The sequence below is a fragment of the Paenibacillus sp. 7516 genome (assembly GCF_002272715.1).
Taxonomy (GTDB): domain Bacteria; phylum Bacillota; class Bacilli; order Paenibacillales; family Paenibacillaceae; genus Paenibacillus; species Paenibacillus illinoisensis_A.
Genome location: NZ_NPBI01000012.1, coordinates 624321 through 648183 on the forward strand (window position 1 = coordinate 624321; position 23863 = coordinate 648183).

General features: G+C 48.1%; 19 protein-coding genes. 10 read left to right on the forward strand and 9 right to left on the reverse strand.

What is annotated here, in order from left to right; all coding sequences use genetic code 11:
* The first annotated feature begins 441 nt into the window (after positions 1-441).
* Entirely contained in the window at positions 442-1017 is a 576-nt protein-coding gene (locus CHI14_RS14015; protein ID WP_095289047.1) for a GbsR/MarR family transcriptional regulator, read from the forward strand.
* 89 nt (positions 1018-1106) lie between these two features.
* On the opposite strand, the gene CHI14_RS14020 is transcribed toward CHI14_RS14015, so the two are convergent.
* The 3 genes from CHI14_RS14020 to CHI14_RS30035 form a co-directional block, all read right to left on the reverse strand.
* Positions 1107-2735: a helix-turn-helix domain-containing protein gene (locus tag CHI14_RS14020; protein WP_170948132.1), complete on the reverse strand. Its 1629-nt coding sequence runs from the start codon at positions 2733-2735 to the stop codon at positions 1107-1109.
* Positions 2736-2883: 148 nt separating this feature from the next.
* Positions 2884-4170: a DUF5050 domain-containing protein gene (locus CHI14_RS14025; protein ID WP_095289051.1), complete on the reverse strand. Its 1287-nt coding sequence runs from the start codon at positions 4168-4170 to the stop codon at positions 2884-2886.
* Positions 4171-4252: 82 nt separating this feature from the next.
* Positions 4253-4390: a hypothetical protein gene (locus tag CHI14_RS30035; RefSeq protein ID WP_170948133.1), complete on the reverse strand. Its 138-nt coding sequence runs from the start codon at positions 4388-4390 to the stop codon at positions 4253-4255.
* A 19-nt stretch (positions 4391-4409) separates the two neighbouring features.
* Between CHI14_RS30035 and CHI14_RS14030 the strand changes: the two genes are divergently transcribed.
* Entirely contained in the window at positions 4410-5420 is a 1011-nt protein-coding gene (locus CHI14_RS14030; protein WP_095289052.1) for a Gfo/Idh/MocA family oxidoreductase, read from the forward strand.
* Between the two features lie 34 nt (positions 5421-5454).
* The gene (locus CHI14_RS14035) at positions 5455-6441 is read left to right on the forward strand and encodes a Gfo/Idh/MocA family protein (RefSeq protein ID WP_095289140.1); all 987 of its coding nucleotides are present in this window, start codon (positions 5455-5457) and stop codon (positions 6439-6441) included.
* On the opposite strand, the gene CHI14_RS14040 is transcribed toward CHI14_RS14035, so the two are convergent.
* From CHI14_RS14040 to CHI14_RS14050, 3 genes are all read right to left on the reverse strand, one after another.
* Positions 6438-7265, reverse strand: a complete 828-nt coding sequence (locus CHI14_RS14040) for a MurR/RpiR family transcriptional regulator (RefSeq protein ID WP_249281104.1) — start codon at positions 7263-7265, stop codon at positions 6438-6440. The two genes, CHI14_RS14035 and CHI14_RS14040, sit on opposite strands and share 4 nt — an antisense overlap.
* Positions 7266-7351: 86 nt before the next feature.
* Positions 7352-8185: an ABC transporter permease subunit gene (locus CHI14_RS14045; protein ID WP_095289053.1), complete on the reverse strand. Its 834-nt coding sequence runs from the start codon at positions 8183-8185 to the stop codon at positions 7352-7354.
* Positions 8178-9083: an ABC transporter ATP-binding protein gene (locus CHI14_RS14050; RefSeq protein ID WP_095289055.1), complete on the reverse strand. Its 906-nt coding sequence runs from the start codon at positions 9081-9083 to the stop codon at positions 8178-8180. The genes CHI14_RS14045 and CHI14_RS14050 overlap by 8 nt, the downstream gene beginning before the upstream one ends.
* Before the next feature lie 455 nt (positions 9084-9538).
* Between CHI14_RS14050 and CHI14_RS14055 the strand changes: the two genes are divergently transcribed.
* Positions 9539-11374 (forward strand): HSP90 family protein, encoded by a 1836-nt coding sequence (locus tag CHI14_RS14055; RefSeq protein WP_095289056.1) that lies wholly within the window; start codon positions 9539-9541, stop codon positions 11372-11374.
* On the forward strand, positions 11374-12429 hold the full coding sequence (locus CHI14_RS14060; protein ID WP_095289058.1) for a hypothetical protein: 1056 nt from the start codon (positions 11374-11376) through the stop codon (positions 12427-12429). The genes CHI14_RS14055 and CHI14_RS14060 overlap by 1 nt, the downstream gene beginning before the upstream one ends.
* A gap of 96 nt (positions 12430-12525) precedes the next feature.
* Here the strand turns inward: CHI14_RS14060 and CHI14_RS14065 are convergent, their stop codons facing one another.
* The gene (locus tag CHI14_RS14065; protein WP_095289059.1) at positions 12526-14703 is read right to left on the reverse strand and encodes a serine hydrolase domain-containing protein; all 2178 of its coding nucleotides are present in this window, start codon (positions 14701-14703) and stop codon (positions 12526-12528) included.
* A 125-nt stretch (positions 14704-14828) separates the two neighbouring features.
* Positions 14829-16097: an MDR family MFS transporter gene (locus tag CHI14_RS14070; protein WP_095289060.1), complete on the reverse strand. Its 1269-nt coding sequence runs from the start codon at positions 16095-16097 to the stop codon at positions 14829-14831.
* Between the two features lie 122 nt (positions 16098-16219).
* On the opposite strand from CHI14_RS14070, the gene CHI14_RS14075 reads away from it, so the two are divergent.
* Positions 16220-18079 (forward strand): ABC transporter substrate-binding protein, encoded by a 1860-nt coding sequence (locus CHI14_RS14075; RefSeq protein ID WP_095289062.1) that lies wholly within the window; start codon positions 16220-16222, stop codon positions 18077-18079.
* Between the two features lie 35 nt (positions 18080-18114).
* On the opposite strand, the gene CHI14_RS14080 is transcribed toward CHI14_RS14075, so the two are convergent.
* The gene (locus tag CHI14_RS14080; protein WP_095289063.1) at positions 18115-19629 is read right to left on the reverse strand and encodes a serine hydrolase; all 1515 of its coding nucleotides are present in this window, start codon (positions 19627-19629) and stop codon (positions 18115-18117) included.
* 292 nt (positions 19630-19921) lie between these two features.
* Between CHI14_RS14080 and CHI14_RS14085 the strand changes: the two genes are divergently transcribed.
* From CHI14_RS14085 to CHI14_RS14100, 4 genes are all read left to right on the forward strand, one after another.
* Positions 19922-21133, forward strand: a complete 1212-nt coding sequence (locus tag CHI14_RS14085; protein ID WP_095289065.1) for an outer membrane lipoprotein-sorting protein — start codon at positions 19922-19924, stop codon at positions 21131-21133.
* Positions 21134-21571: 438 nt separating this feature from the next.
* The gene (gene alr, locus CHI14_RS14090) at positions 21572-22759 is read left to right on the forward strand and encodes an alanine racemase (RefSeq protein ID WP_095289066.1); all 1188 of its coding nucleotides are present in this window, start codon (positions 21572-21574) and stop codon (positions 22757-22759) included.
* 262 nt (positions 22760-23021) lie between these two features.
* Positions 23022-23303, forward strand: coding sequence for a CopG family ribbon-helix-helix protein (locus tag CHI14_RS14095; RefSeq protein WP_056699650.1), 282 nt, complete (start codon positions 23022-23024; stop codon positions 23301-23303).
* Positions 23304-23306: 3 nt separating this feature from the next.
* Positions 23307-23657 (forward strand): type II toxin-antitoxin system PemK/MazF family toxin, encoded by a 351-nt coding sequence (locus tag CHI14_RS14100; protein WP_024630714.1) that lies wholly within the window; start codon positions 23307-23309, stop codon positions 23655-23657.
* Positions 23658-23863: the final 206 nt, after the last annotated feature.

Consider the following 23863-nt stretch of genomic DNA (forward strand, 5'->3'; position numbering starts at 1 on the left):
AGCCCATACACTTGTGCGCCCAGCCACGAAATCCGGTAATTGTTGCTTCGCTTCCCGTCTTTCTGGGTAACGTTTTGTATTGTATCAATACTTAACCAGTATATCAACTGAATAAACAGTACATAATGTTTGTACAGTAAAAACTGTACAAAGTTTTACGTCCGAATGCTCTCTTTTACTCCTTATTCTGCCTAATAAGGCTGCTTTACATTTGATATTGCTTTTCCTACAATAGACAATGAGCTAATTTAAGCTGTTTTTTGGTTAAAGATAGTCGTAGGCAGATGCAACCTGGTAAGGTTCCATTTTCATACATTGGGTGAACGAAAGCCCTCTGGCATATAGGATGTCCGGCCGGATGCTTTCCCATGTAAGCAGGATCTTGTATGGTTGCAATTATTTGTGCCAAGACTGGGAATGTTCAGAATGGAGGTTGCAAGCATGGGCTTGGACCATTTACAAGAAGAACAGCAGGCAACCGTTCTTAGAATCCGTAAACGCGTCATTGAAGCTATCGGACGTAATATGGATCTATACGGCGTTACGCTGTCCACGGGACACTTATATGGATTGCTTTTTTTTGCAGACAAACCAATGACCCTTGACGATATGGGCCGGGAAATGGAAATGAGCAAAACGAGCATGAGTACCGGCGTACGTACACTGCTGGATCTGAAAATGGTAAATAAGGTATGGAGCAAGGGCTCTCGGAAAGACCTATATGAAGTGGAGTATGACTGGCATCAGACGTTTACGGATTATTTTGCGATTAAATGGAGAAAAGCTGTGGAGAGTAACCTTCAGGTGCTGCGCAAGTCCGTGGAGGAACTGAATCGTTTGATTAAAGACCTGGACGAGCAAGCAGATGCCGAACTTCTTCACATTCTAAAAGTAGACAAAAATAAAGTGTTGCAAGCGGAAGCATATTACAAATGGCTGGACCGACTGATCGACACCATGGAAGATGAAGAAATCTATAAACTGGTTCCGCGGGAAGAGATTCAAGATAACTCTTAAGTAGAACCCAAAAGGCGCTCTCCTGATGGAGGCGCCTTTTTGCTGTGTATTTATAATGAAGAAAAAAATCAGATTTTGTTCCAAATGCATTAGAATTGCCCGATCAGTCCGGCATGAGAGAGGGCCGCGTGCTGCTCTGCAATGTGTATAAGTTCATCCATAATCCGGTGACGTCCCGAAGGTGTCCAGCTCATCATCAGCCAACTTGAAATATCATGAACATTGCCACCAAGTACAGCAGGCGAACGATTCCATGAAGACGTCTGTTTTAACCGCCGCAGCAATTTTTCGCTGGCTGGATGCATGGAGAGACGATGAATGAACAAGTGATCCGTATCCAGCAAAGGGATGCGCTCAGCAGGGTAATCGACCCACTGGTGTTCTGGCGGAGCAATCTGTGCAGGTTGCAGCCCCAATTCGGTATACAACAAATGACTCAGGGGATGATTGATTGTACCCTGCAGCCGGATCATGGGAGGCTTAACCTCCACAAGTGTAACTCGTTCATGGTCAAAAAACTGTTGCAGACGTTTGACCACATCCAGCGTTCTGAATTCAAGCTGTTTGAAATGATCCAAGGCCTGTTTTTCCCGTCCAACCAGCTCGGCAATACGGGAATGAATTTGTTTCCAGTCCTGAACAGGCTCAAGGACGACGGTTGGCGCAATACTTTTCAGTTTATCGTAATAGGGTTCATGATGTGAGTCTGCAATAATCAGATCAGGCTTCGATTGGCGAAGCTTGTTGAATTGCAGTGTCAGCTTATGCTGTTGTTCGTTCTCGCTCAGTTCCTGATCTGTGAATCCGTTTAGCGTCGCAATCGCTTCTAGCCCTAGGGAAGACAAGTTATCTTCCAGGCCCAGAACGGAAGCCGTTGCTACTCGTAATTGTTCTCTCTTCATATATATACTGGGTGAGATACCGACGGCTTGTTTAAATTTGCGATTAAAATAATACTCATTGCCATAACCTACAGATTCAGCGACATCTTTGATGGAACATGGATCCTGCTGCAATTGTTGTTTGGCTTCTTCAATTCGCAGTCGATTCAGGTAATCTGTTGGTGACATGTCTTTGGCCTTCTTGAAGCTGCGAGAGTATGAGCTCGGAGTCAGGCCGGCGATCTTGGCCAGCTGGTCCATACTTATGCCTTCACCCATGAATCGGTGCATATACATAATGCTTCGCTCTAGGGCAGGGTCAACCTTCTCATGATTCGCTTCTAGACGATTCTCGGAAATGTACTGTAACAATTCGTGGAGCTGAGTGTGTATATTGATAAAATGTTCCTGCTGAACGCCCTGATAGGCCGTATATAATTGTTCCATGCGCGCGACCATCTGCTGCTCATGACGAACAGGCATAGGACCCGTTGACCATTGGAAGGGTAGGCAGGGATCAGAAATCATCTTCCATTCACCACGTACTTGCTTCAACTGGACCGTGTTCATCGATAGGAGAATACACTCCGTAATACCGGAGCGGGAGGCAGCCTCAATCGTGGTTCCCTTTTCCAGTACAAATAGTTGATAGGCGCGGGCTTTATGTATTTGATCATTAAGAATCAGGACACCTTCTCCTTGCAAAACAAGACACAGCATAGGCCGGGAAACCGTCTTGCCATGCACACGGAAATTCTCCTCACGGCGTATGCGGCACATGGAAGAGAGGAGTGGTAGAGTTGACGTTTCAGAAATGAAGGGAAGCTGTTCATTCATACGGACCATCCTTTTGTCTCATTTTCTTAATGATAACAATTATCATTCTCATATGGAAGACGTTTTTCAAAAATAGTTGTAAACATATAAAAAGAGGATACCGGGAGCCGCAGGGCTGCAAGGTAATCCTCTTTATTTAATAAGAAATTTAGTTGGGTGTTACCAACAGAATGTCGTCCAGGAATACTTCGCCTAACACTTTATTACCTGAGCCATTCGCCTGGATATAATACAAACGATAGAGGTCTTTCGCGTTAATGTAGAAGATGCCTGGAACGTCATCTCTGAAATGGAAGGTGTCCCATTCATCCCCGACCAGTTTGGTTACTTTGAGCGTCGAACTTACGGCGTAGAGGCCATTGTCGCCAGAAATGTAGGCAAGTGTTGCTGTGCCATTGGTCAGCTGATCCGCAACGTAATTGACATTACTCAAATTTAGATTGGTCGTTTTGGTAACCTTGCTGCCAGATACGGTTTTTGCGTACGCTTTTTTACCTGCATCAATGATAACTGCCTTGTCTGTGCCAAGTGCACTTACTTCCCGGATGCTTTTGCTATGAAGCTGGAATGTCTTACCTGAAGTAGTAAGGGCAAAAGCTTTGCCTGTTGCGTAGTTGTAATCCTTGTTGCTGTCCAGGCTGATTCCTTTGTTGTATACGTAAAACGAGCTGCTCCAGCCACCGGAATATACTGCATTCACGTCCAGTTTGGCTTTTGGATTTACAGCACTCGCCTTGCCTGTACTGTAGTTCACGGTGTACATGACCACTGCATTGGTGGAGTAGTAGGTTTCATAAGGATTGGTGTTAACCATCAGTTGCAATTTGTTTTTTGCCGGATTCATAAAATAAGTGCTTTCCACTGCGCCTTCAGCAATCCGTTGTACCGTTCCGCTGCCATTTGTAGCTTTGGAGACGATCCAGGTATTGCCGTTAACGAGGGCGTTGTAATAAACGCGGCCCTTAATGACAGCGAGCAGCGGGAAATCCGTATCTGCTTTGTCTGCAATCTTTTTAACGGAAGTTGGCTCACCATCACCACTCGCACGATAGATCGAACCTTTCGCATCCATGTAATATATGAATCCGTTATCCGTATCGTAACGCAGAACGTCGGTTGCAAACGTCTCGGCGGTATCGCGCGATCCGTCATTGGGGACCCGAAGCAGTGTTGTGGAAGTTTCAGAAGAAGTGTAGTAGAGGTGAGAACCTGCTGCTACAAGGTCCACACCCTGAAAATCAAGTAAAACTTCTGTCGTATTGCTGCCATCCCCGGATACTTTGTACAATACACCGTCCGAATCGTAATACACAGTAGATTGATTGAGGGAAGCTGCCTGTGCTGCATTACCCCCACCCAACATTGCTGCAGTGATCAGTGTAAACAACAGGAAAGTACTGATCTTGCGCTGCATGCCTGTAAACCATTTGCTCATGTCTTCATCGACACCCTTCATCCATATGTATGTAGTTCATTTCTTAAATTATATCGGTAAACTAGGGAAAAATTGTTATATCTCAGCTGCCCGAGGCCCACAGTTTGAAATTGAATTTCACACTATCCCAAGCCTTGAATCCATTTTCGAATGTTGCGGCCATTCCTTCTCCAAAGCGTTCACCACGAGTCTGCTGCATGATAACATTGCGCTTAACCAAAGTAGAGGAGTGATTCCATATGTTGAAGATCGCTATCATTGGATTTGGAAATGCCGTAGTGAATTATCATCTGCCTTATCTGGAGAGAAGAGAGCAGATCCAGGTGAAGACAATCTACCGACGTGAGGAAGACCGGGTGGGTGACACGGAGCGAGAGGGCTATTATCCGGAGATTGCGTTTACTACAGTTCTTAATGATATACTGCATGATCCAGATATCGAACTGATTGTCGTTGCGACTCATGTGGACAGTCATGTTGAATATGCCAAATTGGCATTGGAACATGGCAAACATGTTTTGGTCGAGAAGCCGTTTGCCTCAACTTCGGCTGAAGCCAAGGAGATTTTTGAACTGGCGGAACGTAAACATCTTATCGCGATGGCGAACCAGAACCGCAGGTATGATGGGGACTTTCTTACTTTGAAAAAAGTGATCGAGAGCGGCAAGCTGGGCAATATTGTGGAGATCCAGTCCCACTATGATTATTTTCATCCGCAGTACAGTCGCAAAGGATTTGGGTTATTGCATGGTTTGGCGGTGCATACCATTGATCAGCTAATATCGTTATACGGTGAAGCAGACCGGATTGATTATGATGTCCGAAGTCTGGTGGCGCCTGGGGAATCGGATGACTATATCGATATTGATTTCCGGTACGGCCGGATGAAAGCGACCATAAAGTGCAGCCTGCTTGTCAAGATCGAACATCCGAAGTTTATCATACACGGAGACCGGGGCAGTTTTGTGAAGTACAGCAGTGGTCATCAATCAAAAAATGGAGTCGGACCAACATCGGTATCCTATGACATTGAACCCGAAACGAATTGGGGAACGTTGAGTTATGTGGACGAGAAAGGGGAGTCCCATACGGAGAACGTACCGTCTGAAGTGACGGACTATGGCATGTTATATGAGAAATTGCTTGATGCGATCCGTCATCACGGTGAGAAGCCCGTCAAGGATCATGAGGTTTTATATGTACTGGACATTTTGCATGATGGAGTCGAAGCCGCGAAAAAGGCCAAATGAATGGATAAAAATAAAGAAGAGGAGTGTCACAATGATGAATATAGCAACGATTGGGACAGGATTTATTGTGGATGCCATTTTATCGGCAATCAACGAAGTGGATGGAGTGAAATGTACAGCCATTTACTCTCGGAAAAGGGAAACAGCAGAGCCACTTGCAGACAAATATGGAGTGCAGACCATCTACACGGATCTGAACGAACTCTATGCTGACCCGAATGTGGACTTTATTTATATCGCATCACCCAACAGCATGCATTATGAGCAGGCCTATCAGGCGCTTCAACATGGCAAGCATGTCGTCTGTGAAAAACCATTTACATCAACGGTATTGGAAGCCCAAACGCTGATTGAGCTGGCCCGGGAAAAAAATCTGTTCCTGTTTGAGGCGATCTCAAACATACATCTTCCTAACTACAACAAGGTGAAGGAGCAGCTGTCCAAACTGGGGAATATCCGGTTCATTCAGTGCAATTACAGCCAGTATTCGAGTAAATACAATCAGCTGCTTGCCGGGGAGACACCGAATGTATTTAACCCCGAATTCTCCGGTGGTGCACTGATGGACATCAACATCTACAACCTTCATTTTGTCATGAAGATGTTTGGCAGCCCGGAAACCGTATCCTATACGGCCAACCAGCACGTCAATGGAATTGATACATCAGGGGTGGTGGTTCTGAAGTATCCCGAGTTTATTGCGGAGTGTGTGGGATGCAAAGATACAAGCAGCATGAATTTTGTCCTGATTCAGGGGGAGAAGGGATATATTCAAGTTGTGGGAGGAGCCAACGGATGCCAGGAAATCAGGCTCCAGATTGGGCAGGAGCCCTTGGAGATCATCAACGTGCAGGCACAGTCAAACTGGCTTTATTACGAATGGGAAGCCTTTAGAAATATCTATATCAATAAGGATTACACGAAATGTTATGAGCTCCTTAGCCACAGTCAATCTGTGATGAACATATTGGCAGAAGCGCGCAAGGATGCGGGGATTGTCTTTGCTGCCGATCGGGTTTAATAGCTGTCACGAATGCTGCTCATGTACAAGATATCGAAGATGTAAAGTACAGAAACCATAGAGGACATTTTGGAAAGCCTCATTTGTTCATTGTAGCCATAGCTGAGCAGAGTTTCGGTAGATTGTCTGGACAAGCTGGAATGGTTATTACCCGTGATCGCAATGACGTTCTTGTTTTTCCCGTTCAGAATTTTGGCGGCATCAACCATCGACTGATTCTCCCCGGTATGGGAGATGACGAAGGAAAGTGTGGATACATTGGGGTTCATCGTGTTCAGATAATGCATATTCGGACCGTTGTGCGCGATAGCGGAGATGCCCAGTTCATTCCACTTGGTGCAGGCCTGCTGTGCAAGGTAGTAGTTCATATCACTGCCGTAGATATCAATCCGGCCGGATTCTTTCACCCAATTTGCGATTCGCTGCAACACAGAAACGTTCAGCAGACGGCGTGTTTCCTCCAATGCCTGATGATAAAGGTAAGGGACGGAATCCATCGCGGAATGTACATCCTCCAGTTCGGTAAAGGGATGATCCGAAGGTGGAAGCGTGGCAGGAGCCCGCTGATAATCGAGGGCAAGCTTTAATTGAAAGTCTGGGTACCCTTGGGTACCCAGCTTTTTGCATAAACGGACAATGGTTGATGAGCTTGTATAGGTGGCTTGAGCCAGTTCTTGAGCCGTAGATTCAAAAACAACTTCGGGATTGTTCAAAATGTGGTCCACAATATGCTTCTCCTGTGCCGTTAATTGCTGTGCATATTTCATTTTCTGAAGCAGACTGTATTCCATCATTTGTTCCATTCCTCTCTGCGTCGTCCCCAAGTGCATGTCTCCCTATCATAACCTCTCGTATTTGTTTTCTCAATCCGGCCGCCATCTGAATGGATACACTCTTGCTGTCACCATGATTAGATCTGACTCTCAGCCAGCTGCTGGCGACTATTCCAGAGTGAAACCAGACGAAGCAGGACCAGGCTGATGAGCAGAAGCGCAGCTCCAATCAGCAGCAGCAATACCGGGCTGATAAGCAGCATTCCACTTGCCTGACCAGCAATTAGTGCCAGCAGAGGAATAACGATAAGTCCTCCCAGCTGATAAGCTTCCTGAAATCCACGAACTTTGGCGGAGATCAACACATTGAGGAGGATGACCATAAGACTGCATGACGGAACCACCCACAGCACAAGAAGGATCCAATTCCAGTTCGGGAACATCATGGCTCCGAACATGGGGTACATCAGAATATTGGCAATGATCCCATAGATGAGAAAGGTAATCCAGGACAGTAGTATGGAAGGTATAAGAGCAGCCAGTACTTTGCCTTTGAACAGGGTGTCCATGCTGATGGGTGTGAAGAGAAGTCCTTCGAGCGTCTTGCGTTCCTTCTCCCCCGCGAAGCTGTTCGCTGTCAGAATGCTGGAGGCCATCACCGGAATGATCAGAAACAAAGGTGCGAACATATATAAGGCCAGATAATAGACAATGCGATGGTTGTCTGTAGCCATAGAGGCCAGTTCCGGGATCTGTCCTGAGCTGCTTAAGATATCGAGACTGTCGAGCAGGAATCCGATATTTCCCATGGAACGAAGTTCAACTCGGGAAGCGAGCCATATGAGTATGGCGGGCATGGTAACCCCGATAATGAGCGGAACGATCAGCATGGGGAGCCATAGCTGAATGCTGGCTGTGATGGCCCGAATATCTTTGCGTACCAGTGCTTTTATGGCTTGACGATTATTCATGATGGTGTGCCTCCCTGATGGCAAAATAGATGCTTTCCAGATCACTGCCGATTAGGCGAGCCTGATAGACTTGTCCGTTCGTGGTTAATTGTCTGAGCAGCATGGGAATTTCCTCACGGGACTGGAGCTGGAAAATGGCTTTGTCCGCCGAGAGGATCTCCGGATTAAACTCAGCTGCCGCGCTCCATCCATCAGCCAGGACGGCTTCTACCTCAAGCTGTGGCGCAGTGAGATAACGATGTATAATCTCCTGCTCCGAGCCTTCTTCAACCTTGCGTCCCTTTTCCATGAAAATATATCGATCACATACGGCTGAGAGTTGGGACAGGACGTGAGAGGAGACCAGAATGGTCATCTTCTCTTCACGGTTCAACCGGCGAATGATCCGGAGTACCATCTGAATCCCATCGGGGTCCAGGCCATTAGTCGGCTCATCCAGAAATAGAATGGACGGGCGATGAAGCAGAACACGGGCTAGGCCCAGCCGTTTCTTCATGCCTGTGCTGTAGGTGCCCACTTTGCGATGCTGATACTCCTGTAATTCGAACAGCTCTACCAGCTCGTCAATTCGTTTGGAATGCTGCTGTATACCAAAAGAATCTGCGAAGAAAACGAGATTGTCGCGTCCGCTTATATTTTCATACAGTCCACTCTGTTCCGTGAGTGTGCCGCACATGGCCAGCACCTTCTCCGCATGGGTGGAGGGATCCAATCCGTTAATCGTTACGGATCCGCTTGTCGCCCCAAGGACACCATTCATAATGCGGATCAGTGTCGTTTTACCAGAGCCGTTGGGGCCGATTAATCCGGTCACACTGCCTTGTTCAATCGTGAAGCTGACATCACGCAGGGCCTGATGCTCCATGAATCGTTTGGATATGCTGCGAACTTCAATCATATGCCTTCACCATCCGTTCTTAATTTGATGATGATACGTTTAACAGGACAATATCGTTCAAATGGATTGTAAAAAATATTATTCGGTCCAAAGTCCCACGGAGAAAAGGGCATTTCCCCCCTAAAGTCCGGAAAAATCGGGTCTCAGGTTTGTTTTCTCATTCTCTTGTTCATTGTATTGTGGTAAAAAGGATGCAATATCCCGTTTCATTGCCATCCATAATGAGGTAATAAAGGGGAAGGCCTTATACATATGATGTATGCCTGAATATTCATCTAACGCCGGTCTTGGTTACCACCAGGGCCGGCTTGGCGTGGTCGTTTGGCATGATGGGTTGTGGAATGCCAATGTCTTAGATTTACATATTTGATATTTTATAATTCGTCTAACACAATGTATGTACACATATGAAGTTGAAGTTCTGTTGTGTCGGACCAGAGGAAGGTGAGCAAAAGATGGCAGCATCCAATGAATATCGTTTTCAGGTCAATCTGAGTGGCATGATTCAGATCTTATCGAATCATCTCTATAGCAGTCCCAAAGTTTTCTTGCGTGAGCTGATGCAGAACGCGACCGATGCCATTACAGCACGAAGTGAGGCAGAGCCCGGGTTTCAAGGCGAAGTGCGCGTAGAGCTGACTGGCACAGGTGAGCAGTTAACGATGATGGTGGAGGATAACGGCATCGGCTTAACCGAAGCGGATATTCACGAATTTCTGGCGATGATCGGACAATCCTCGAAGCGCGGGCAGCAAGCCCTGCTGGATGGAGAGACTTCTTTTATCGGACGATTCGGGATCGGGCTGCTGTCCTGCTTCATGGTGAGCAATGAGATTGTCATGCTGACCCAATCCGCGAAGGGAGGACCTTCGATGGAATGGCGCGGCAAGCCGGATGGGACCTATACCATTCGTCAGCTTGAGACCCAGTTATCTCCGGGGACCAAAGTGTATTTGCGCTGTACGCCGGATGCCGCCAATTATTTTGAACCGGAATATGTGAAGGAAGCTTTGTTCTATTATGGAGCCTTGTTACCTTATCCCGTGACGCTTCAGAGCGAAGGTATACAGGATATCGTCAATGCCGATTCGCCTGTGTGGCTCACGCAACCGGAACTCGCCAAAGGGCGCAAAGCGGAGGTGCTTGCATTTGGTGGGCGCCTGCTTGGAGAAACATTTGAAGATTTCATCCCACTGACGACAGCTTCGGGGCGTACCGGAGGGATTGCATTTGTGCTTCCACATGCCGTCAATTTGAATGCCAAGCGTTCTCACCGGGTGTATCTGAAGCGGATGCTGATCTCGGAGAAGGCAGAGAATATTTTGCCGGATTGGGCCTTCTTTGTGAAATGTCTGATCTGGACCGATGAGCTTCAACCAACGGCTTCGCGTGAACATTTTTATGAAAATGAAAAGCTGGAAGAAGTACGCTCCGAACTTGGCGATGCCCTTCGTCAGGGACTGTCCGATATGGCGGAGAATCAGACAGAGCGCCTGAAGAAGCTCATACGTCTGCATGCACTCTCCATGAAGGCACTGGCTGTGCAGGATCAGGATTTTTACGCAATGATATATCGCTGGCTGCCATTTGAGAGCACACGGGGCCACCGGGAGCTGGGAGAGTTAATGGCTGAAGGAGAGACGTTATACTTCACAGCGACGGTGGATGAGTATCGCCAGATTCACCATGTCGCGTCTGCCCAATCCCTGCTCGTTATTAATGGCGGATACATCTATGACAACGAATTGATGGCGACACTGCCGCTTGCGGTACCAAATGTGCATACAGAGCGTCTGCAGCCGGATCAGGTTTCGCTTAGCTTCACGGATGTCCCTCCAGCCCAGCGCAATGATTATTATGATGCGCTGCGTCTGGCGGATTCGGCACTTCAGCGCTTTCGCTGCCGTGCCGAGGTAAAGGGGTTCAAACCGGAAGACCTGCCTGTACTGTTCACTCTCTCGCAGGAATCTTCTACGCTTCGTGCATTGGAAAAGGCGAGTGAGGAGAGTACAGAACTGTTCGCTTCCGTACTGGGCTCATTATCCGCTGGCATCAGCTCTGCTGGCTACTCCACCTTGTATCTGAATGTAAACAATCCAATCATTCAGCGCGTGTTAACGACGCCAGATCCTCAAATGACGCCGATCGCCATTGAGATGCTCTATGTGAATGCGCTAATGATGGGCCACTATGCCATGAACCGGCAGGAGCTTGAGGTGCTGAATCAAGGCATCGTTCGTTTTATTGACTGGGGTTTACGCGCAAATACGGATCGTAAGGGGGATGTCTGATGAATACAGAGATGGATTTCGAGGAATTGATGGACGAGGCCTATGGCTTGCCTAACGGTACAGCGAAACTGGGCATGCTTGAAGAAGCAGCCAGAGTGGCCGATGTAAATGGCATGGAGGAAGAGGCATACGAAGCTCGATCCGAGATTGTGGAAACAGCCACGTTCTGCGGATATCCCATGAAAGCACTTATCGCTTTTTCCTGGCAGCTCGGCAAGTTTGATCAGCAGCCTGAGCGCTATGATGAAGAGACATTAATGTGGTCGTACAAATGGATCCTGGGCGAACTCTCCAGCTTCCCTGAGGTTTCTCGCGATAAGATGATGGAGCTGCTGGAGGACTTTGGACGACGTTTCAAATCCTTTGGCTACAGTGAGCGTTCATACTGGTATTACCGTTTCCGTATATTCATGGATCTTGGCGACCTGGAGGAAGCAGGAAGCAGTTATGCCAAGTTCAGAACAATGGACCGTGACTTTATGAGTGATTGTGAAGCTTGCGAACAGGATGAAATCATGCGTTACTGGATTCTAATGGGAGACGATGAGCAGGTCCTGGAGGCGGCCAAGCCGATCCTGAAGGGTCGTATGAGCTGCGCTGAAATTCCGCACCTGACGTTATCCGAAGTCCTCATGCCGCTATATCGTCTTGGACGGATTGAGGAAGCGAACAAGCATCAGCAGAAGGGTTACCGGATGATCAAGGGTCAAAATGATTTTGTACAGAGCTTCGCAGAACAGATGGATTATCTGGCACGAACCAACCCGTCGAAGGGAATTGATGTGTTGGAAGAAAGTCTGGTACTGGCCGCCGATCATGAAGATCCTTTTGCCAAAATGATGTTCTACGCCAGAGCAGCTCAGCTGCTGCGCCGCTGGGCAGAGGAAACGCCAGGGTACCGATTGCGCCTTCCTGCTTCTTTCGCATATGAAGGAGACCCTGGAGACTTGCACGCATTGGCTGATTATTTTGAGGAATATGCTAAGGCAGCTGCAGAGAAATACGATCAACGGAATGGCAATCATCATGTCTCTTCGTTGCTCGCCAACGTATAACATAGCATAGTAAGCAAACAGGCTTGTTCGAAGAAGGTTATCCTCCTTCCGAACAAGCCTGTTTGACGTCTGGAACTGTTATTACACTTTAATCTTTTAAGGTGTTTCCTCCGTACTGGCAGGTGAAGGCTGGTCCTCATCAGCTTCATCCACATCGGAGGTTTCTGGTTGAGGCTGCTGAGCCATAAGTTCAGCCACAATCTTATCCGTTGGTTGAGTAAACAATTGATACATAATGGCAGCCTCTTCTTGACGAATAAGCGGTTTGCGGGCAAGGACATTGACAGAGCCATTCTCCAGTACCTTCACTTCCGGACCATGAATGCCGAGCTTAACCATCATCTGGATAGCAGGTACAGCCCACTCATCCGCATGTCCGGCAAGCTTCACATCCTGGAACAGCTCACTCGGATACTGCAGCTGCAGCGATCTCCAGATCATCACCATGGCTTCCTGGCGGGTAATGACTTGATCCGGCTTGAATTGTTTGGGATCCGCACCCGTGATCATGCCGGCTTCATAACCGAGCTGGATGTAGCCTGCTGCAGGGTGACTGGCCCAATCGCTATCCGCAGGCGGCGTTGTTTGGCTTGGTTTGAGACCGCTCATTTTCAGTACATCTTCAATGAATTCAGCACGTGTAACGGCTGACTTGGGCTGGAATGCCTCGCTTGCATCATTGTCATAATGACCGAGCGACTGTAATCCATAGATGGCCTCGGCATAAGGGCTATCCGGACGAACATCCCGGAATCCCTGAGGCTGCTGCCCTTTTTTCTCATATCCCAGCGGATTGAGGTAGGGTTCTTTCATATAGATTGTTCCATCTGCATGTTCCTTAAAGGCTGTGAATTGACCCGTTAACTCATCCTTGAACAGATTCTCATCCACCTGAATCAAGGTACGTGGGCCCAGGAAAGCATCTGAAATGCTCAATTTACCGGGTTCTGTGCCACCGTTTTTGAGAGAACTGACGATCGTGCTTAGTCTTAGGTCAGCATACAGTCCGGCGAAGCGCTGCAGTTCATTGGTGGATTGAGGCGTGAAATCCTTGATTTCGACCGGCTCCGCATATTGCGGGAAGAAGGTCTGGATGAACGCAGGGTAGAACAGATTACGAAGAGCTCCCGACTGATTATACGTAAGGAAGACGCCTGTATTTTGCTCCGGAATAAGGAAGAGATAAGAGCTGAAACCGATCAGGTCGCCTGCTTTGGTAATAATCTCGGGGCTGCTGCCCGCACCAGGCAGCTGAAATGCTGCTTCAAATCCATATGTTGTGTCCGGGAGTACCGGATGTATGGAGGAGCGATACTGCTCCATGCTTTTGACGGTGGATTCCTTCAGTATACGCTCGTTATCTTTTACACCATCATTTAAGAAAGCGATCATGAAGTTCCCGATATCCTCGGCCGTCGACAACATGCCTCCTTGAGGCATCGGTGTTGGGGAGAGGGTGTACAGATCGAGCGGATTATGTACCGCGTCATAGGCTGTCGCGAGCTGAGCCTTAAACTTGTCGTTCAACATGAAGCTGCTGTTATCCATACCGAGTGGTTTGAAAATGTGCTGCTGCATGTACGTCTCAAATGGTTCACCGCTGACATTCTCCACAATCATGCCGAGCAGCAGGAATGAGAAGTTGTCGTACATATAGGCACTGCCAGGTTCTCTGACGACAGGAGGCATGTGCTGCTGTGCATAGTCCTCCATGGAGACTGTTTTGTTGAAGTCGGCGTGAATATCTTCCTGCTGCGGATCGCGAATCTCGAATCCGGTAGTGTGCGTAAGCAGGTTTTCCACAGTGACAGGCTTGTCAAAAGGGTTATCAAACTCAAGTCCCTTCACATACGTTTGAAAATCGGCTTGCAGATCTACCTTCCCCTGCTCCACCAATTGCATGACGGCTGCTGCCGTAAATGTTTTGGAGACGGAGGCTACGCGAAAAGCAGTACTCTTCGGATCGACAGGCGTTTTGCTCTCCTGATCGGCATAGCCGTAGCCTTTCTCTGCCAGGACTTTGCCATCCTTGACGACAACAACGGAAGCACCGACATATTGTGCCTTGGCTTCAGCCGAATCAAAAAACGTGTCCAGAAATGCCTCCGCTGATTCAGAGGTTAGAGCCTTGGTTTGTCCTTTTCCATTGACCTGAGGTGATGGGGTTTCCGCATGAACCGCTGGTGCCCAGAGACTTAACGACAGGACGAAAGCCATAAATGCACCCGTTAGCGAGGTGAATCTGAAGCGGCTCCTTCGATTGGATAAATGCATGTAAACACTCCCTTGCGCAAATTTTGGCAATAAAGCCTGTTCACTGTGTATTACTTCCAATTGGCTCGATAGGTTTCATGATCGTTGGATTACGAAACTTGAAAGGTTTCCTAACGGTGTGCAGCTTATGAAGCATCCGCACATCGCAGGGGCTCGCTCGGTTCGGCTGACGGCCTGAGTGATTGGCGGAAAAATACAAGAGCAAAGGCCCCAATGATCACATACAGGCTGGCCATGGCATATGAAGGCAGCATAGCTCCGATCATTAGCCCCAAACTGCCCAGCAGGGCAGCGACATTATAACTCATGCCATCTGCAGCCATATATGCTGCTCGATCCGAATCGGGGATCATCCCGGCAAGTAGGACCTGACGTACCGGGGAGTACATCAATTCGCCAATCGTCAGCAGGACGGCAGATCCGATTAGGAGTAATGCCCAGTTGCTAAATGCAAGTACGGCGAACCCGGCGGTGTAAAGACACATGCCAACCGTCATGACGGATCTGGATTGGAAACGTGCCATCCATTTGGAGAATGGGATAGCAATCAAGGCAACCAGTACCGTGTTGATCGACAAGATTAGGCTGAACATTTGCAGACCCGAAATGTTCCAGTGGAGTAGCTGGGCACTGAACTCGCTTTTCAGACGGACAGCAATGTATTTATCCAGTTGGAATTCGAGAGAGACGGCAAGTACCGAGGCGGTGAAGAAGACCATGAACTTTCTGTCCCTGAGTACACTTCCATAGGTCTTTAGCATATTTCTTCTGACTGGCGCGGTGGTCTGAACCGAGCCCGTTTTTGCTGTTTGTTCCATGGTTTCCTGAATGAAAAACAACAAAATGAACAAGGTTACCAAGCTCTCCATGCACACCAGACTGAACAGAATGAATCGGAAGGAGTCGAATAACAATCCGCCCATCAGTGCGCCAAATGTAATGGCTACATTGGTCGTCCAATACTGTAATCCATATACATAATGCCGTTCATGTTCACTGCTTACGTCCACGATCATTGCACCTGCGATTGGAACGGTGATACCGGAGCTTAGACTGCTAAGAAAAAACATGATGCAAGTTAGTTCTACCGAATTCAGCCAGGGCGAATTCGCCGCAGCCAGCCAGAACAAGGCGAATACTTGCACACATTGAGCGATAACCATCATCTTTTTGCGTCCAATCCGATCCGACCAGTATCCTGCGCCCAGACCAGCGATCATGGAGGATACAATGTTGACCGTAAGCAGCACACCAGCCCAGCCAGCCCCCATCTGGACGCTCAGATAAATGGCCATGAACGGAATGATTGATTTCTGGGTCAAGTCTGTAAAAAAGTCAGTGATGATACGAATTTTAATGTTGCGGTGCAAATCAGCATATTTCATCGGTTGCATTTCTTCCTTCCTGCTTTGTCATGTAGATGTTACTGAGTATAATGGAGGAAAACCTGAAGAAAAACTGTAGAAGCGGATGAATGGATTTCGTATTTTAGTAGAGCGGGAAGGCAGGGGGAGTTGTGGAAGTAGCTGACCATTATATTCAATTGCGTATGGCGTTTCCAAACGTTCATGATGATGAAGAATGGCCAACGACGATTGGAGAGCTGGCACACCATTTGTGCTGCACCATGCGTAACATGAATTTAATTATGAACAAGTTTATGGATAACAACTGGATTAGGTGGAGTCCGAGGCGTGGCAGAGGGAAAAAGTCATTGCTTGTCTTTCAGGCACCGCTGCTTGATGTAGCCCGTGAACGTTTTGATCGCCTGCTGCAGGGCAATAGGCTGGAAGAAGCCTATCAGCTGGCCGCGAGTCTGCCTTTTTCGTTAAGGGAAATGTTAATGCAGGGTTTGCAGGACCAGTTTGGTCTTCGTTCAGACCAGGGGACCATGGGAAGGATGGATATCCTGCGAATCCCACAGAACTTTCCGTTTGAGACATTGGATCCTGCCCGGGCTGCCATGTGGGGAGAAGTGGGCATTGTCGCAGAGGTATTCGATCGCCTGGTACGCTATAATGCTGAGCGTCGCATCTGTGAGCCAAGTCTTGCCGTGGCGTGGGAGAGCAACCTTGAAGGAACAGAATGGACATTTTATCTGCACAAAGGTGTTCTATTTCATCATGGCAGATTACTGGATGCAGAGGATGTGAAGTTCACATTTGAACGAATCCTTGAGGATACCGGCAATCCCTGCCGGCCGCTGTTTGGCACCATTGCAAAGATCGAGACATTTGATGAGCTGACGGTACGTTTTACGTTATACAGCTCAAACTTCATGTTCCCGGATCTGATGAGCAGCATGTGTGCGTCGATTTTGCCGAGGGATGTGGAGTTCGACCGGATGCATCCTGTTGGAACAGGCCCCTATCGTTTAACGCGCAATCACCCCAGACTGCTGGTCTTGGATGTATTCCCTTCTTATTTCAGAGGACGTGCCTACATTGATCGGGTTGAGGTGTGGCAGCTCCCGCAGTCCGGACTCGTAGAGTCGGTGATCAAGCAGGATTTGTTTCCGGATGGAGCGCCTCATGCGGTACAGCATGAAGTTCAGGGCGGAGTATATATGACGTTTAATATGCGCAAAGAAGGTCCGCAGCAGGATCTTTATTTTCGACGGGCTGTGCAGCAGCTGCTGAATCAACAGGAGATGATGGATGCGTTCCGGGATACGCGTAATCAGCCTGCATACAGCCTGGTTCGAGATAATTATGGGGATACAAGGGAGGTAGAGAGGGGGAGCTCCTCTATACGAAAGAAACGAACAGGGACATCAGATTTCATTACAGATTCCTCATTGGCCCAAGCGGAAGAACTGCTTAAGCGAAGCAGCTACGCGGGCCAGACGCTGCGGTTATGGGTAGAGGATGGACAGAAAATGGAGACGGACATGCTCTGGTTCGTACAACGCAGTGAACAGATTGGTTTGCATATTGATATCGTTCCAGGTAATCCGATTAGTGCGGTGTACCATGATGAGTTCAGGTCATGTGATCTCGTGTATACAGGGGAAGTGTTCGATGATCATGTCATGCTGAGCCTGTTCATCATGTTTACCTTTCAGAATACATTGTTTCTGGTTGCCATGGATGATGATCGGAAAAAGGAGTTAGACAAGGAATGCAGGCGCATCGTAGGAATTCGGGAAGGTGACGAACGAATGGAAGCACTGCTGGAGGTAGAGGCCAAACTGATCGAGGAGGCGCTGCTGCTGCCCACATATCGTTTCAAGGAGGAACATGCTCATCATGCCTCACTTCGTGATTACAATGTGGTGGGGTATGGGATGCCTGATCTACGCCGTCTGTGGGTGAAACGCAAACCGGACGCTGATCATAAGGAAGCAAGTTATCCGGCCTACATCCCGCTGTGGTAAGTGATACACAGCGGGATGAGCCTTGTAGTGAGCCGCTATTCTTCGTTTTTCTTCATAAACTCAATGGGTTTCGCACCCGGTTCCATCAAGAAGGGAATGGAAATGGAATGAGTGTTATTTTCCTGATCGACCTGGAAAGTAAACGTGATTTTGAGTCCAAATAAAACAAGCAGGACGGAAAAGGTATCATTCCCTGTGTATTCCATGGGCATTTCAATCTCGTTGAATATCGCCTGTAATCCGTCATCTTTCAATTGGATGGACAATTCTCCGTAACCGGCATGAACATAGATACCTGCGTAGGTGATTAGAGATCGGTCAAGGGGCACAATTTTTGTATCATCTTGTGTATCGTCGGTTTTTTTCTCACCATCGTTCATTGGTGCTGCTGCGTGGGCCAACGTTTCTGGTGTATCCTTAACTGCAGAATCCACTGGCTCCCCGCCACTCATTAATTTGGCCATTTTTCCGCTCCAATCCACAGGCTCCATTCCAAGCAAGCGGTCTATGATGTTAAACGTAACGGTATAGGGGATGATGCTGCCATGGGTATTGCAGAGTACTACGATCCCGATCTCTTCTTCCGGCAAAAAAGCGACCTGCGAACTAAAGCCATCAATGGCGCCCCCATGATGGATCAAGGAATGTCCACGGTAAGGTTCGATGAACCACCCCAGTCCGTAAGTGCTGACAGGCATCTCTGGACCATGAAACGGAGAATCACATGGCATCTGCGGACTGTGCAATGCTTCCATTTGTTCCTTGGAGACGAGCTGCTGTCCATCATGCTGCCCCTGATTTAATTGCAAGCGCAGCCAGGCTATCATGTCTTCCAGATTGCTGTTCATGGAGCCTGCCGGACCGATTGCATTGATGTTTCGATAAGGAATCCGTACATTTTCGCCGTCTTTCTCCATATAAGGAAGAGCAAAATCAGGCTGGAGCTGCATTTCCTCCACAGAGAACAAACTGGATGTCATCCCTAGCGGCTCTAGCAGGTGATCCTGAACGAAGCTCTCCCAGGTTGTTTCCTTCAGCTTTCCGACGAGAAAGCCCGCAGTCATGTACATCAGATTTTGATATTGCCACTTATTTCTGAAATCTTCATTTGGTTCAAGATACTGTAAGACATTTACGAGCTCTTCCCGGGTACGTGAAGAGTTGTACCATACCATTTCATGCCGGGGTAGTCCGGAGCGATGACATAACATATCACGAATGGTCAGGCGTTCCGTAGCCACAGGGTCGAACATTTTAAAATCATCCATATACGTTTTAGCAGGTGTATCCCAGTTCAGCAGTTCTTGATCGACTAACAGGGCAGCGGTTGTTGCCGTAAAAGCTTTTGTACTAGACCCGATGGCAAAGAGAGTGCTTGGTGTTACTTCGAGTTTGGATTCCAGATCGCGATACCCATAGCCTTTTTGCCAAATGACCTCATTCTTGTGAATTACAGCGACCGCTGCTCCAACACTCTTCCAGATTTGCAGCTGTTCAGCTACAAATTCATCCAGTCCGTCCAGTAATGAGCGATGTTTAGTGGTAGTCATTAGTATCCCTCCAATGAAAATATGAAGTGAGTTCAAACCAAGAAAACAAAACGCATATGTAGTTATCATCCAAGAAGTTGTTCAATATCAACTATGCCTTTTTTGGATAAAGTTAACATCGGACCCGAGACTGATTTGCCTATTTTCACTTGTCCTAACAAGGGGATAGAAAGCTTGTCAAACCAGTCCGCATAAATCGAACAAGTCCCTCATAGACATGTACTAATCAAGTAGGGGTTCTGCTGTACGCACAATCCTGAAGTGAAAACATTGTGCTAAAGGGGATGATGTCATGCGCCGAATATCATGGATGCTTGCCATGGTATTGGTCTTATCGGCCTTACTTGCCGCCTGCGGGAAGAAGGATGCGGCAGCCGTGGTCAAAGATCTGAACGAAGTCGTAGGAGAGATGGAGAGTTACCAGGGAGCAGGTGTGATGACACTGCATACCGGAGATACGCCGCAGCAGTATAAGGTCGAGGTGTGGCATCAGAAGCCTTCATATTACCGAATTGCGCTTACCAACGCCAAAAAGGATGTCACCCAGATTGTACTGCGCAACGATGAGGGCGTATTCGTCCTGACACCAAGCCAGAACAAAAGCTTCCGGTTCCAGAGCAATTGGCCGGATAACCAGGGTCAGGTTTATCTCTATGAGACACTGATTCGCAGTATCACGGGTGATACAACACGTCAATTCGCAGATGAGAAGGAGAGCTACGTATTTGATGTAGCTGCCAATTATAATACGCACGCACTGGTCAGACAGAAAATCTGGCTGAACAAAAGTGATTATGCACCCAAACAGGTTGAGGTCTCAGACTCCAATGCAAACGTCGTCGTAGATGTTAAATTTGACAGCTTCAAATTCGGTGCAGAATTCGGCAAAGATGCCTTTGATATGCAGCGCAACATGACAGCAGGCACAGAAGGGAATAGCGGAACAGACACTACGAATCCGGCCGAGCAGGCAGGAGAGAATGGTACCAAGGAGCCCGCAAGTTCCGATACTGCTCCAGGTCAAGAACCGACAACAGGTTCTGCTGAAGGAGTCACTGATGGACAAACCGGTGTGAACGAGAACCCGGAACAACAGGCAGCTCAGGACCCGGCGAGTGGTGAACCAGGTACAGAGGAGCCTACGATGACTGAACCGGAAGGAGCCGGCAGTTTTGGCGTGATCGAACCGACATACGCCCCGGAAGGCGTCAAGCTGAAGGATGATCAAATTGTGGAGGAATCCGGCGATTACTCGGTCATGCTCCGCTACGAAGGAACGTATAACTATACGATTTTCGAAGCCAGACCGCAGGATAGAGCTGTTTCACTCGCACCATCCCGCGTAGTGGATCTTGGATTCACTCTGGGAATGATTAGTGGAGACGCATTACAAACATTAACATGGATGACTGATGGAATTGAATACAGAATCACGAGCGCGGATCTGCCGGAGAGTGAAATGGTTCAGATTGCAACATCGATGCAGGAGCAGTCAGGTAAATGATGTAATAGGTATAGTCGTTAGGGCATTAGGAATGCTAAGGAGCATCGGGGACTTGTTCTCCGGTGCTTTTTGATGTACACAGTTAGGTTGCAGTGGCATATTATGGAGAGTAAAAGCAGGACGGTTCGTAATGGGTATTGCTTGAGAAATGAACAGTCAAATGGGCAGGTTGACCCAATAAATACAAAAACGCTTATATGCGGGATGAACCGGGTAAGTAATCGGTATAGGCAGAGAGAGATGGCATGAGGCTGCATTTTGGACTCATGTCCGTATCGCTTATCCGCCTGTTTCTTCATCCGCTTCCGGCTTCAACATTATGCTGGGCACAGTTTTTGAGTCACAGTTCTTCTGCTCATTTGACAGTCACATGCTTGAGCATTACGATGGAGTCTGATATGTGAGCCGGATTAAGATGACTAGAGAAGGTGACTGAACGTGCAAGGACAATATCGGCCGACCCAAGCGGAGATCAACTTGGATCATTTGAGAAGCAACGTAGACGCTTTCCGCTCGGTTCTGCCGCAAGGCATGAAGTTTCTAGCTTGTGTCAAGGCGAACGCTTATGGACATGGAGCTGTGGAGACGGCCAGAGAACTGGAACGAATCGGAGTGGATTATCTGAGTGTCGCTTTTCTGGACGAAGCGCTTGAACTGCGACAAAACGGAATCAAGGCTCCGATCTTGGTATTGGGTTATACACCGCCTGAGGGTATTGCTGTAGCCAGGGAACAAGATGTGACCATAACCCTGTTCAGCAGGGAAGTGCTTGAAGCGATTCGTGATCTGGATACAGGATCGTCTCAGAACCAATTGAAGGTTCACATCAAAATTGATAGTGGTATGGGACGCCTGGGTCTGCTGCCCGGTGATGAAGCTATTGCTTTCATCCAGGAAGCAGCGGCAATGGATCAGGTCCTGCTCGAAGGCATGTTCACTCATTATGCCAAGGCGGATGAAGAAGACAAGACCTATACACTGGAGCAGTATCGACGGTTTCAAAGCGTGGTTGAAGCGCTGCGGGATCAGGGATGTGTCATCCCGATTATACATACGGCGAACAGTGCAGCTGCCATTGATACACCGGAATTATCCTACAATATGGTACGAGTGGGTATCAGTCTGTATGGGCTGTACCCTTCGGCCGAGGTGAATCATCAGGTAGTGAAACTGGTCCCGGTATTGACACTGAAGACGAAAGCGGTTCTGGTCAAAACGCTGCCGCCTCATTGGGGGGTCAGCTACGGAACCCGTTATGTGACACAAGGGAACGAACGAATTGCGACCCTGCCTATCGGCTATGCAGACGGATTTTCAAGAATGCTGACAGGTAAAGCTCAAGTGCTTGTACGTGGCCGCCGCGTTCCCGTCGTCGGTACGATCTGCATGGATCAGTGTATGGTGTCGCTGCAATCTTTTGCTGAAGAGGCGGAAGAAATTCAAGCCGGCGAAGAGGTTGTCCTCATCGGTCATCAATCTGATGGTGTGATTACCGCAGATGAAGTGGCCTCCCAGCTTGATACGATTGCCTATGAGGTGATCTGCATGATGGCTCATCGTATTCCGCGAATCTATTTCCGGAACGGCGTTGAAGTCGTCAAGGTTAATCCTCTTTTGACATCCTGACAGGCTTACTGGACGCTATTACCAATAAACTTTTTTTCGGAACGGAAGGAAAACTGTCGGAGCATCTCGAATGTTGTTATATTGACGAGGATGAAAAATCCTGAAAAGAGATGTTTGGTCTGTACGAATATTGCCCCCCATGTTTATAATGGAGTACAGCATACTTGATATACTCGGGGCATATATATTCCTTTGTATAAAAGTTCTGGAAAAACGTAATACTGGTTCACAATGGCGAAAGGTTTGTGGGGGTGGAAGATAGGTGGCCAACTTGCAGAACACCAAGCGGATTATGATCAGTTTGCCTGATCATCTCCTGCAGGAAGTGGATGGCATCGTAGCGCTGGAGAATTCCAACCGCAGCGAATTGATTAGGCAGGCCATGAAGCTGTATTTGACCGAACGGAAGAAGCGTTACATCCGTGAGTCCATGCAGCGCGGGTACATGGAGATGGCAAAAATTAATCTGACCATGGCATCCGAGGCCTTTCACGCGGAGGAAGATGCGGACAGCACTCTGGACCGCTTAGTTAGCGGGGTGTAGACATTGATCGTAAAACGCGGTGACGTTTTTTTTGCGGATCTTTCTCCCGTTGTCGGTTCGGAGCAAGGTGGAGTCAGGCCGGTGCTGGTCATCCAGAATGACATCGGTAACCGGTTCAGTCCAACGTGTATCGTGGCGGCTATTACCGCCCAGATTCAGAAGGCAAAGCTGCCGACGCATGTCGAGATTGATGCTGCGGCTCATGGCTTTGACCGGGACTCTGTGATTTTGCTCGAACAAATACGGACGATTGACAAACAAAGACTGACTGACAAGATTACCCATCTGGACGAGGAGACCATGAAATTGGTCAATGAGGCGTTGCAGATCAGTCTCGGTTTGATCGATTTTTAGGTTGCATGGCACCTGGTTTGGGTTGCCAGTAATCCGCCCGTAGCGGGATGTTCCTTGCGGGGAACACACAATTACAGACAACATTTCAGAGGAGCGTATCGCGGCCCAAGGGCTGCGGTACGCTCTTTTGTCTGAACAAAAATGAAAGCGTAGAACATTGGCGTGCTTTTCGCTATAATGGAACCTGAGAAACCGTTTACGCCAAA